Genomic DNA, 11,475 nt, shown 5'->3' with positions numbered 1-11,475 from the left:
ATGCACATTATTCAATGCGCTGCGGCCGGGGCGATTGTGAAAGCACAAGCGCGCGCAAACGTGCCGGGCAGCGATCCGCGGCCGAGCCGTTGCTCCATTGCCACACGGAACTATTCAGGCCGGCCGGGCGCGCCGGCGCGGGCATAGAATCACCCCGCGCAACGCCGGCACGGGAAAGGCCGGCGGCGCATACCCGCACAGGCAATGGAACAGTTCATCAGCATCCTCTACGGCGCGTCCGGCATCGTCGCCACCGCGCTCTATCTTCCGCAAATCCTGCGTTACCACCGCGATCCCGCGTCGCGGCGGTCGATTTCGCTGCTCGCCTGGGGCGGCTGGATCATGATCGCGCTGGTCACGATCCTGTACGCGCTGGTGGTGGTGGACAGCCCGCTGTTCGCGGCGGTCGCCGCGCTGAACATCCTCGCCCAGTCGGTGGTCGTGCTCTACGGGATCAGCGCGCGGCTGAAAGCGATGCCGGCCCGGCAGCCGCAATAGGCGTCGCCAGGCGGGCGGCGCAGCACTATAATCGCCTGACTATTGCGTTGCGGCAGGCACTGTCCGCCGTCTCCGATCCATGCGCCCAGCCCTGTCCATCCGCCCGCCCTCTTGCATGCTGCGTCTGGTCGTCGTCGCCGCCGCACTCATTGCCGCCATGCTGCCGGCGCAGGCGGCGACCCCGCTGAAGATCGGCATCGGGCTGACCAAGCCGCCCTATATCATGGCGCCGGCCTCCGACCTGCCCGGCTTCGAGTACGAGATCGCGGAAAAAGCCCTCGCCGCGTCCGGCTACCGGATGCAGGCGGAGCAGCTGCCTCCGGCGCGGGCGCTGGCCCTGATGCGCGCCGACCGGCTCGACGGCATGCTGACCGTCGATGAGGGCATAGGCGGCGCCCATCATTTTTCGGAACCCTATATCCACTATCAGAACGTCGCGGTCACGCTGACCGCGCGCGGCATCCGGCTGCGCCATGTCGACGACCTGCTGCAGTATTCCGTGGCCGCGTTCCAGAACGCCCACCTGCTGCTCGGCGAGCCGTTCCGGCAGATGGCGATGCGCCACCGGAACTACCGCGAACATCCGCAGCAGGTGACGCAGAATCGCCTGCTTTTTTCGGGCCGGGTGGATGTGGTGGTGGGCGACCGGCTCATCTTCCGCTACCTGACGCGGGAGCTGGAATCGCCGCTGCCGGTGGCGCAGGCGGTGGAGTACCACGCGCTGTTTCCGGCCAGCCCGCGGCGCGCCGTCTTCCGCGACGCCGCGGTGCGCGACGCCTTCAATGCGGGACTGAAGACCATCCGCCGCAACGGCGTCTATGCCGCCATCGCGAAGAAATACCAGTCCCTGCTCGAACCCTGAAGGCGCCGGCCCGGGTCACTTGAGGCTGATGACCCCGCATGCGAGACGCTTGCCGGAATTGCCGGTCGGCTGCGTCTTGAAGTCGTCCGGGTCGGCATGCACGATCAGACCCTTGCCGACGATGCTGTTGGCCGCGCCCTTGTCGAGCGAAATCTGGCTGGCGGGCACGGTCAGCTGCAGGCTGGCACGGCCGGATGCGTCGGCTTCCAGGTTGCCGAAGTCGCCGGCGTGATGCTCGGCATGGGAGGGGCCGCCGTGCGCGCGGCCGCCCGGATTGAAATGGCCGCCCGCGCTCATCGCATCGGGCGCGCTGCAGTCGCCTTTCTCGTGCACGTGGAAACCATGGGCGCCCGGCGACAGGCCGTCGATCCGCGCATCGACCAGGATCTGGTCGCCCTTCTGTACGAAACTCACCGTGCCGTTGGTCTGGTTGCCCTGGGTCGGGCTGAGCGTGGCGACGGCGATGGGTTTCGGCCCGGACGACATGGCGGCGCAGCCGGCGAGCAGGACGCTGCCGAGCAGGATGGGGGTGAGGACGCGCATGAAATTCTCCTTTTGATGGTTGTTGTAAATCTGCTCATTGCGGCCTGCGATGATCGCACATGGCCACGCCGCCCTCAAGCCGTAGAATGCGCTCTGTCGGGAGGAGATTGAAAATGAACAAGCGGGAATTTCTTGCCGCCGCGCTGGCGGCGGGCTTGCCGGCGACGGCGACGGCGGCCAGGGCGGCGGCCGGGCCGGTGCTGCTGACGGTGAGCGGCGCCATCGGCGCCGGCAACCGGGGCGCGCTCGATCCGGCGCTCGATCAGCTGATGAAGAAGCAGGGCGTGGCCTTCGGGCGCGCCCATACCTTCGACCATGCCGCGCTGGCCCGCATGCCGGCGCGGACCATACGGCCGACGCTTGAATACGACGGCCGGCCGCATGCGCTGCGCGGCCCCCTGCTCACCGATGTGCTCGCGGCCGCCGGCGTCGCGCGGCCGGCGCGCGTGGTGCTGCGCGCGATCGACGGATATGCGCCGGCGGTCGCCGCCGCCGATCTGGAGGCGATGGGCTTCATCGTCGCCATCGAACTCGACGGCCGGCCGCTGCCGCTCGGCGGCCTCGGTCCGTTATGGGCCGTGCACGACGCCGACCGCATTCCCGGGCTGGCGTCGAAGCCGCTCAGCGAACGCTTCGCGCTCTGCCCCTGGGGGCTGTATCACATCGAGGTCATGGCGAAATAAGGCGGGAGCCGGCAAGCGCCCGGCGCGGCGGTGCGCGCGGGCCGGCGGCAGTGACTACTTGCTTTCCTGCCCGTCCTTGTCGCGGCCGGTGGAAGAGACTTGCTCGAAGCTTTCCCACGGCACTTCCGTGACTTCGGGCCTGGGGATATGGCGGTAGTGTTCGAGGCCTTCGTTGATGTACTCGTCGGAGGTCTGCTCTGCTTTCTTTTCCGCGGCCTGGCCGGCGGCTTCCTGACCGGCTTCCTTGATCGGGAAGCGCCAGTACATCTTGTCGACCTCCACGCCGCAGGTCTTGCGCACATGTTCGCGCACCGTCATCTCGATGATGTGCGAGAGGCGGAAGCGCTTCATCGGTTCGGACTCGACCATGACGATGTAGCGTCCGCCGGGTTCGATGGTGGTGCACTCGGCGGCCACCTGCACGCCGCTGCGGCGGAAGTATTCGATGATGGCGGCGCGGATGGTGGCGGCTTCGCGCACGCGGCGGCCCGCCCTGCCCCGGGCGGAGACGGCATACGCGACAATGCCGATGATGAGCGCGGCCAGCAGCGCCATCAGTGCCAGGGTGACTGCGTCAGCATTGAAGGGCATGGTTCTTTACCTCTGAGGCGTATCGGTTTCGGTAGCGGGGCCGGGCTAGTTTAACACCGGGCTCCGGCGGTTCGGGGCGCGCGGGCCTTTCCCTAGTCAGACTTGGACAGCAGCGTGAAGTGCTCGACGTGGGGCGGCGCGGCAAAGTACGGGCCGACGATCGCGCGCCATTCGGCGAAAGCCGGGGACTGGCGGAAGTCGACGGTGTGGTTCTCCAGCGTTTCCCAGAAAATCATCAGCACATAGCGCTCGGGCGATTCCATGCCTTTCTGCACCTTGTAGCCGCGAAAACCCCTGGCCTTGGCGATCACGGTCTGCACGCCGCGCACGATGGCTTCGTCGAATTCGGCCTGCTTGCCGGGCTGGATGCGGATGTCCGCGAGTTCAAGAATCATGTCTGTCCTCAGGTGATTGGCGTGTTGTCAACGCTTGCGACACGCCATGTTGCCATACAGCATTATCGCACCGGATGGCGCTTGTTGCTATGCCGCCGCGGCCTGCGACCGGGACGGGCGGCGGGACGGACGGCGACGCTTCGGCGGGGCGGCTTCATCGGCATGGGACTGCAGGCGCTCCTGCAGCAGCGCCACCACCGCGGCTTCCTCGGGACCGAGCGCGTGCAGTTCGTTCTGCAACTCTTCCCGGGTGCGCTGCTTCAGGGCCTCGAGCATGGTGCCGTCGAGATAGGACTCGATCACGGCCGGGTGCACGTAGCACTTGCGGCAGATGCTCGGCGTGTTGCCGAGCCGCTCGGCGACCGATTCGATGGCGCGCACCACGTTTTTCTTGGCCTGCGCGGCGGAGTCGAATTTCTCGTACTCCTGCAGCGCCATCGCTGCCAGCAGCGTGCCCGACCAGGTCCGGAAGTCCTTGGCAGTATAGTCCTCGCCGGTAATGCTGCGCAGGTAGTCGTTGACATCGGCGGAGTCGACGGTGCGCTGTTCGCCGTCGTCGTCGACATACTGGAACAGCTCCTGTCCCGGCAGGTCGCGCACGCGGCGGATGATCTTCGCCACCCGCGGGTCGTCCAGCCTGATCGCGTGCTGCACGCCGCTCTTGCCGCGAAAGCGGAATTCCACCTCCTTGCCGTCGATCTGCACATGGCGGTCGCGCAGCGTGGTCAGGCCGAAGGACTTGTTCTGGCGCGCGTACTCCTCGTTCCCGATGCGCATCATGGTGGCCTGCAACAGGTAGACGATGGTGGCCAGCACCTTTTCGCGCGGCAGGCCGGGCAGCCGGAGGGCTTCGTCGACGCGCTGGCGGATCAGCGGCAGCGCCTTGCCGAAGCTGATCATGCGGCCGTACTTGGCCTCGTCGCGCACGCTGCGCCAGCGCGGGTGATACCGGTATTGCTTGCGGCCGCGGGCGTCGCGGCCGGTGGCCTGCAGGTGGCCGTTCTCCCAGGGGCAGATCCAGACGTCGGTCCATGCCGGCGGGATGGCAAGCGACTTGATGCGGGCAAGCACGTCTTCATCGCGCACCGCCTTGCCGTCGGGTCCGGTATAACGAAAACCGTCACTGGCCGGCTCGCGGCGGATGCCGGGCAGCGCGCTGTCGACATAGCGCAGTCCCATCTGTCGGGCGGCGGCGGTGGCGTCTGATGAGGAGACGACGGACGGGGAGATGGCAGACATGGGGGCCGGAACGGTTTGATAGTCCCCGGCTTTGACCACGCCTTTCCGTCAGGGTGCCGGCGCGTGACGCCGCGCAAGGCCTTCAGGCGCTGAGGGAGGAGGAATCGCGCTCGGCGACGGTATCCCCGACGCCGGGCGGCAGGGGGTCCATGCGGCGGCGCATCGGGATCGACAGCCTGACCACCGTGCCCTGCCCGGGGCTGCTGTCTATGCCCAGCTCGCCGCCGAGGATGGTGACCCGCTCCTCGATGCCGACCAGGCCGAAGCGCCTGACCTTGCGCCGGTCCCCCGGGTACATGCCGATGCCGTTGTCCTTGATCGCCATCGTCAGGCGCTGGCTGTCGATGCGCATCTCCACCCTGACGAGGGTGGCGCGGGCGTGGCGCGCGATGTTGTTGAGCGATTCCTGCAGGATGCGGAAGACCGCGATCGCCTGCTCGTCGGGCACCGCGTGGCCCTCGGCTTCGTCGCTCATCATCAGTTCGCAGCGCACGCCGCTGCGGCGCTCGAACTGGCCGACCTGCCATTCGATCGCGGCCGGCAGGCCGAGATCGAGCACCGACGGACGCAGGTTGTTCATGATGGTGCGGATGGACTTGAGCGTGGTGTCGAGATATTCGAGCGCGGTGCCGGCCCGCTCGCGCAGCAGCGGATGGCGTTCGCCGGCGCGGGAATGGAGGGCGGCGATGTCGAGCCGCAGCGCCAGCAGGTTCTGTCCCAGCTCGTCGTGGATCTCGCGCGCGATGCGCTTGCGCTCGTCTTCGCGGATGCGTTCCTGGTAGGCGGCCAGCTCGCGCAGCGTCGCCTGCGAGCGGCGCAGCGCTTCCTCGATGTTGCGGCGCTCGGCGAGTTCGTGCTCGTGACGCTCGATCTCCTGCTGCAGCTGGCGGCGCCCGGGCAGCGGCGCGATCTTGCGCAGCACCGGCCACAACAGGATGGACAGCACCACCGACAGGCCGGCCATGACCAGGCGCAGCGCCGCGCCGGCGACGCTGACGGTGGCCCAACCGGTCCAGGCCGACAGCAGGCAGATCAGCGCCGCGGTGAACACCAGGGAAACGAACAGCAGGAAGGCACAGTTGCTGCTCTTGCTGACGCGCCGCCTGACGAACCAGATCAGGGACGCGCCGACCGAGCACAGGGCGGCCGCCGTGGCGAGCGAGGAGATGAAGTACATCATGTGCAGGCCGGGGGCTTCGCTGGCCTGCTGCAGCATTGGAATGTGACTGAACCCGGAGAGGAAGGGGAAGTTCGGCACGTTGTCTCCTGTCGGCTTCGGCGCCCGTGGCAAACCCGGCACCACGTGTTCCGGTCCGGAGCGAGTTACGAATGATAACTTAATGATAAGTCGGCACTGTCGCGCTGACGCCACCCGGGAGGAAGTTTCAGAATATTGAATACTATCGGTTAAGTCATTCTGACATGCGGCGGGTGGAGCGAGCACTCGCCGTGCCCGCGCGGCAGGCGTCGCGCGAGCGCATGCAAAAAAAAACGGCACGCCGCGCGTGCCGTTTTCGCTGTGCCCGAAGGCAATCAGTAGCTGGTGACCGGGACCGGCTGGCCACCCTTGAAGGTGAAGATGGTGACCGGCGAGGACTTCATGTTGCCCTTTTCATCGAACGCATAAGTGCCGGCGACGCCCTTGAACTCGCCCTTGGCGATGGCGGCGTTGACCTTGGCCGGCTCGACCGAGTCGGCCTTCTTCATGGCGTCGGCGTACAGCATCACGCCGTCATAGAAGGAAGCGGCATACACGTCCGGATCCTTGTTGAAGCGCTTCTTGTAGTTGGCCTTGAACTCGGGACCGGAAGCCGCCTTGTCGAGGATCGCGCCGCCCTGCGCGCACAGGACGTTCTCGCCGACGGCGTCGCCGCCGAGCTTGCCCATCTCCGCGGCGCAGATGGTGTCGCCGCCGAGCAGTCTGGCGTTGATGCCGAGCTGCTTCATCTGGCGCGCCATCGGGCCGCCCTGGGGCGCATAGCCGCCGAGGAAGACGGCTTCCACCTTCTTGGCCTTGAGGCTGGTCAGGATGGCGGTGAAGTCGGACGCCTTGTCGTTGGTGAACTCGTGGCCGGCGACGGTCAGGCCGGAGGCGCGCGCCTGCTTCTTGAACTCTTCGGCCACGCCCTGGCCGTAGGCGGTGCGGTCATCGATCACGGCGACGGTCTTGAGCTTGAGCTCCTTGGCCGCGTACAGCGCCATCTTCGAGCCGAGCTGGGTGTCGCTGGCATTGATGCGGTACAGGCCCTTGTAGCCCTGTTCGGTGATCTTCGGATTGGAGCCGACGGTGGCGACGATCGCGCCGGCGTCGCTGTAGACGCGGGAAGCGGGGATGGCCACGCCGGAGTTGTACGGACCGACCACGAAACGCACGCCGGAGTCGACCAGCTTCTGCGCGGCGTTGACGCCGGACTTCGGATCGCCCTGGTCGTCTTCGCTCACCAGCTCGAACTTGATCTTCTTGCCGCCGACGGTGATCGGCTTGGCGTTGAGTTCGTCGATCGCCATGCGGGCGCCGTTCTCATTGTCCTTGCCGGCGAAGGACTGGGCGCCGGACAGCGGGCCGCTGTGACCGATCTTGACGACGGTTTCCTGAGCCAGCGCTGCGCCGGCCATGCCGAGCAGGGCGAGCGCGGCCATCATTTTATTCATTTGCATCGGGTTTCCTCGTTTTACACTCGTTTTTTCGCGGCGCTTCCGCTCGTGCCGGGCGCCGCACCTGTGAACTGGATGTATCACGGGCCGGATTATGGCCAAGTTGCGGGAAAATTATCTTGCGTTGTTAAGCCGTAAAACCGGCGCCCGGGGCAAATTAAAGCTCCCGAGGGCGCCGATTTCGAATTTAATTCGGTTCGTGCCGTTTAAACGTGCAATCCCATGAATGAGACTCGCCTTCCCAACCTCTACGCCGGACTGCCGCCGCCCGCCGCCGAAGAGTTTTTCGAGACCCTTGCCGCCGGCGGCGACACCCGCATCGAAAGGATCGTCTCGCACGGCCATTGTTCGCCGCCCGGGTTCTGGTATGACCAGCCCCGGCATGAGTGGGTGACCCTGCTCAGGGGCGAGGCGGTGCTGCGCTTCGAGCGCGACGGCCGCACGCTGCGGCTGGGCGAGGGCGACCATGTGAACATCCCCGCCGGCTGCCGGCACCGGGTGGAATGGACGGCGCCGGATCGCGAAACCGTCTGGCTGGCGGTATTCTATTGACCCCTACACGACACAGCCGCCGCATGAACAAACCCGTCATCGCATCCGCCCAGGATGCCGCCCTGCTCCATTACGGCCGTCCCGACAGCGGCTGGCGGCTCAGGCTCTACACGGTCATCTTCGAGGCCGACACCGTGGCCGGGCGGCGTTTCGACCTGCTGCTGATCGGCGCCATCCTGGCCAGCATCGCGGTGGTCATGCTGGAGAGCGTGCATGCGATCGCGGCACGCCAGGAATGGCTGTTCGATGCGCTGGAATGGGGTTTCACCCTGCTGTTCACCGCCGAGTACCTGGCGCGGCTGGCCTGCGTGCGGCGGCCGCTGCGCTATGCGACCAGCTTCTTCGGCATCATCGACCTGCTGTCGGTGCTGCCCACCTATCTGGCGCTGTTCATGCCGGAGGTGCATGCGCTGCTCGACGTGCGCATCCTGCGCCTGCTGCGCATCTTCCGCATTCTCAAGCTCACGCTCTACGTGCAGGAGTACCAGATGCTGACGGCGGCGGTGGCCGCGAGCCGCCGCAAGATCATGGTCTTCCTGTCGATGGTGCTGATGGTGGTGCTGGTGATGGGCACGCTGATGTATGTGATCGAGGGGCCGCAGCACGGCTTCACCAGCATACCCAAGGCGATGTACTGGGCCATCGTCACCATGACGACGGTGGGCTACGGCGACATGACGCCGCATACCGACCTCGGCAAGGCGATCGCGTCGATGATGATGCTGCTCGGCTGGGGGGTGCTGGCGGTCCCCACCGGCATCGTGACGGCGGAGATGACGACGCAGCGCCTGACGCGCGCCGTCACGACCCGCACCTGCCACCAGTGCCTGTCGGAGGGACATGAGCCCGACGCGGCATACTGCAAGGACTGCGGCGCCCGCCTGCCGCCCTATCAACACAGCTGAGAGCCTTCATGGACCTGATCATCCGCAACGCCACCCTCCCCGACGGCAGCACCGGCGTCGACATCGGCATCGAGGGCGGGCGCATCGCCGCCGTCGGCACCCGGCTGCAGGCGAGCGCGCCGGAGGAGATCGACGCCGGCGGCGACCTGGTGACCCCGCCCTTCGTCGATGCCCACTTCCACATGGATTCCACGCTCAGCTACGGGCAGCCGCGGGTCAACCTGAGCGGCACCCTGCTGGAGGGCATCGCGCTGTGGGGCGAACTCAAGCCGACCCTGGTGCAGGAAGCCATCGTCGAGCGGGCGCTGCGCTATTGCGACTGGGCGGTGGCGCGCGGCCTGCTCGCGATCCGCAGCCATGTCGATGTCTGCGACCCGCGGCTGCTGGCCGTGGAAGCGCTGCTGGACGTGAAAAAACGGGTGGCGCCCTATCTCGACCTGCAGCTGGTCGCGTTTCCGCAGGACGGCCTGCTGCGCAGCCCCGGCGCCTTCGACAATCTCAGGCGCGCCATCGCCATGGGCGTGGACGTGGTGGGCGGCATCCCGCATTTCGAACGCACGATGGCCGACGGCGCCGAGTCGGTGCGGCTGCTGTGCGAGTTCGCCGCCGGGCAGGGCCTGCGGGTGGACATGCACTGCGACGAAAGCGACGATCCGCTGTCGCGCCATGTCGAGACGCTCGCGTATCACGCGCAGCGGCTCGGCATGCAGGGGCGCGTGACCGGGTCGCACCTGACCTCCATGCATTCGATGGACAACTACTACGTCAGCAAGCTGCTGCCGCTGATGCGCGAAGCGGGCGTGGCCGCGATCGCCAACCCGCTGATCAACATCACCCTGCAGGGCCGCCACGACAGCTATCCGAAGCGGCGCGGCATGACACGGGTGCCGGAGCTGATGGCGGCCGGCATCGACGTCGCCTTCGGCCACGACTGCGTGCTCGACCCGTGGTACGGGCTGGGCTCGGGCGACATGCTGGAAGTCGCGCACATGGGACTGCATGTGGCGCAGATGACTTCGCAGGAGGGCATGCACGCCTGCTTCATGGCGGTGACCGAGACGCCGGCGCGCATCCTTGGACTGGAGGGCTACGGTCTGCGGCCGGGCTGCCATGCCGACCTGGTGATCCTGGACGCCGGCGGCACGATCGAGGCGATCCGGCTGCGCGCGGCGCGCCGCTACGTATTGCGGCGCGGACGGGTGGTGAGCCGGACCAGCGTCCCGCATGCATCGCTGTCGCTGCCCGGCAGGCCGGACGGCGCCGATTTCCGCATGCGGCGCTGAGCCTGGTAGCCCGGCGCGCCGGGGCGTGACCGGCGGCGCCGGCGCCGGTATCATGGTCCGCACGATGCGGCATGCCGCCATCCATTCCACGATCCGCATGAAGCCCGCGATTCTCAAACGCATCCTGCTGTCCGCCGCCGGCGTGACGCTCGCCCTCGCCGTCGCCGCCATGGTGGCGCTGCATTTCGGTACCCAGGCGCTCAGGCGCCAGGTCGAACAGGCGCTCGGCCCCGAGAGCGAAGTCGGCGAGATCGTCGTCGGCTGGTCCGCGGTGGAACTGCGCGACATCGTCATCCGCGCCCCCCGGGGCTGGCCGGCGGCCCATGCGCTGCGCGCCGGGCGGGTCGTCGTGCATCCCGACCTGTTTGCGCTGGTGTCGGCGCGCGTGCACGTGCCACACATCGTCATCGAGGACGCCTACCTGTCCGTCTGGCGCAGCGCCGACGGCAAGACGCGATTGCTGCCAAGCCTGCTCGAACGCGCCGGCGCGGGCAAGGCCGCGGACGAGGGAGCGCCGGGGCCGGAGATCGGCATCGGCAGGGTGGAGCTGCGGCGCGGCGTGCTGGAATTCTTCGACAGCACCGTGCGCCGGCCGGCCCACAAGACCCGGCTGGAAAAGCTGCACGCCACCGTCGACGACCTGCGCCTGCCGCGCCTGGACAGCCGTGTCGCGATCAGGCTCGACGGCGCGGTCAAGGGCGTGCGGCGCGACGGCCGGCTGCTGGTCGACGGCTGGGCGGAACCGGACAAGCGCAATTCCGAGATAGCGACCAGGCTGGAGGGCGTGGATCTGCTGGCGCTGCAGCCCTATCTGATCAAGGCATCGGAGACCGGCGTGCGCCAGGGGACGCTCGACCTGCGGCTGAAGTCGGTGGTGCGCGGCAACCGCCTGCACGCGCCGGGCAGCATCACGCTGACCGGACTGGAGCTGGCGGCGGGCGAGGGCCCCTTCGCCACCTTCATGGGCGTGCCGCGTGCGGCGGTGGTGGCGGCGCTGAGGAACCGCAAGGGGCAGATCAACGTGGACTTCACGCTGGAAGGCAAGCTGGACGACCCGCGCTTTTCACTCAACGAGAACCTGGTGGCGCGCATCGGCGCCGGCGTGGCCGAGGGTCTCGGCATCAGCTTCGAGGGACTCGGGGGCGGCGTCGGCGGCGCGGCCGAAGGCATCGGCGGCGTGGTGCGCAAGCTGTTCGGGCGCTAGGCGCGCCCAAGCAGCCTTCCCCCTTATGCCGGGAGCTGTGGCATCATCCCGTGCCGGCTTCCCGC

At 67.6% G+C, this 11,475-nt stretch carries 13 protein-coding genes; 7 read left to right on the top strand and 6 right to left on the bottom strand.

The window, feature by feature from the left end; genetic code table 11:
- Positions 1 to 204 precede the first annotated feature (204 nt).
- Together NCCP691_RS09475 and NCCP691_RS09470 are read left to right on the top strand one after the other, a co-directional pair.
- Positions 205 to 498 carry a hypothetical protein gene (locus tag NCCP691_RS09475; protein WP_220808019.1) on the top strand — a complete coding sequence of 98 codons (294 nt, stop codon included), beginning with the start codon at positions 205 to 207 and terminating at the stop codon, positions 496 to 498.
- Positions 499 to 613: 115 nt separating this feature from the next.
- Entirely contained in the window at positions 614 to 1,360 is a 747-nt protein-coding gene (locus NCCP691_RS09470; protein ID WP_220808018.1) for a substrate-binding periplasmic protein, read from the top strand.
- A 15-nt stretch (positions 1,361 to 1,375) separates the two neighbouring features.
- Here the strand turns inward: NCCP691_RS09470 and NCCP691_RS09465 are convergent, their stop codons facing one another.
- The gene (locus NCCP691_RS09465) at positions 1,376 to 1,903 is read right to left on the bottom strand and encodes a superoxide dismutase family protein (protein ID WP_220808017.1); all 528 of its coding nucleotides are present in this window, start codon (positions 1,901 to 1,903) and stop codon (positions 1,376 to 1,378) included.
- Positions 1,904 to 2,016: 113 nt separating this feature from the next.
- Between NCCP691_RS09465 and NCCP691_RS09460 the strand changes: the two genes are divergently transcribed.
- Positions 2,017 to 2,586 (top strand): molybdopterin-dependent oxidoreductase, encoded by a 570-nt coding sequence (locus NCCP691_RS09460; RefSeq protein ID WP_220808016.1) that lies wholly within the window; start codon positions 2,017 to 2,019, stop codon positions 2,584 to 2,586.
- Positions 2,587 to 2,640: 54 nt separating this feature from the next.
- Here NCCP691_RS09460 and NCCP691_RS09455 read toward each other — a convergent pair whose 3' ends face one another.
- From NCCP691_RS09455 to NCCP691_RS09435, 5 genes are all read right to left on the bottom strand, one after another.
- Positions 2,641 to 3,177, bottom strand: a complete 537-nt coding sequence (locus NCCP691_RS09455) for a hypothetical protein (protein WP_220808015.1) — start codon at positions 3,175 to 3,177, stop codon at positions 2,641 to 2,643.
- A gap of 92 nt (positions 3,178 to 3,269) precedes the next feature.
- Positions 3,270 to 3,572, bottom strand: coding sequence for an antibiotic biosynthesis monooxygenase family protein (locus NCCP691_RS09450; protein WP_220808014.1), 303 nt, complete (start codon positions 3,570 to 3,572; stop codon positions 3,270 to 3,272).
- Positions 3,573 to 3,659: 87 nt separating this feature from the next.
- Entirely contained in the window at positions 3,660 to 4,811 is a 1,152-nt protein-coding gene (locus tag NCCP691_RS09445; RefSeq protein WP_220808013.1) for a DNA topoisomerase IB, read from the bottom strand.
- Positions 4,812 to 4,893: 82 nt separating this feature from the next.
- Positions 4,894 to 6,069 carry a sensor histidine kinase gene (locus NCCP691_RS09440; protein WP_238482382.1) on the bottom strand — a complete coding sequence of 392 codons (1,176 nt, stop codon included), beginning with the start codon at positions 6,067 to 6,069 and terminating at the stop codon, positions 4,894 to 4,896.
- A 275-nt stretch (positions 6,070 to 6,344) separates the two neighbouring features.
- Positions 6,345 to 7,469 carry a branched-chain amino acid ABC transporter substrate-binding protein gene (locus NCCP691_RS09435; protein ID WP_220808012.1) on the bottom strand — a complete coding sequence of 375 codons (1,125 nt, stop codon included), beginning with the start codon at positions 7,467 to 7,469 and terminating at the stop codon, positions 6,345 to 6,347.
- Between the two features lie 219 nt (positions 7,470 to 7,688).
- Between NCCP691_RS09435 and NCCP691_RS09430 the strand changes: the two genes are divergently transcribed.
- From NCCP691_RS09430 to NCCP691_RS09415, 4 genes are read left to right on the top strand one after another with little or no spacing between them, the layout of a single operon-like run.
- The gene (locus NCCP691_RS09430; protein ID WP_220808011.1) at positions 7,689 to 8,018 is read left to right on the top strand and encodes a cupin domain-containing protein; all 330 of its coding nucleotides are present in this window, start codon (positions 7,689 to 7,691) and stop codon (positions 8,016 to 8,018) included.
- 23 nt (positions 8,019 to 8,041) lie between these two features.
- Positions 8,042 to 8,923: an ion transporter gene (locus NCCP691_RS09425; protein WP_220808010.1), complete on the top strand. Its 882-nt coding sequence runs from the start codon at positions 8,042 to 8,044 to the stop codon at positions 8,921 to 8,923.
- 8 nt (positions 8,924 to 8,931) lie between these two features.
- Positions 8,932 to 10,206, top strand: a complete 1,275-nt coding sequence (locus NCCP691_RS09420) for an amidohydrolase family protein (protein ID WP_220808009.1) — start codon at positions 8,932 to 8,934, stop codon at positions 10,204 to 10,206.
- 52 nt (positions 10,207 to 10,258) lie between these two features.
- The gene (locus NCCP691_RS09415) at positions 10,259 to 11,410 is read left to right on the top strand and encodes a DUF748 domain-containing protein (RefSeq protein ID WP_238482381.1); all 1,152 of its coding nucleotides are present in this window, start codon (positions 10,259 to 10,261) and stop codon (positions 11,408 to 11,410) included.
- Positions 11,411 to 11,475: the final 65 nt, after the last annotated feature.

It is taken from the genome of Noviherbaspirillum aridicola, assembly GCF_019656455.1.
GTDB lineage: Bacteria > Pseudomonadota > Gammaproteobacteria > Burkholderiales > Burkholderiaceae_D > Noviherbaspirillum > Noviherbaspirillum aridicola.
This window is presented reverse-complemented; position numbering and strand designations above follow the sequence as displayed.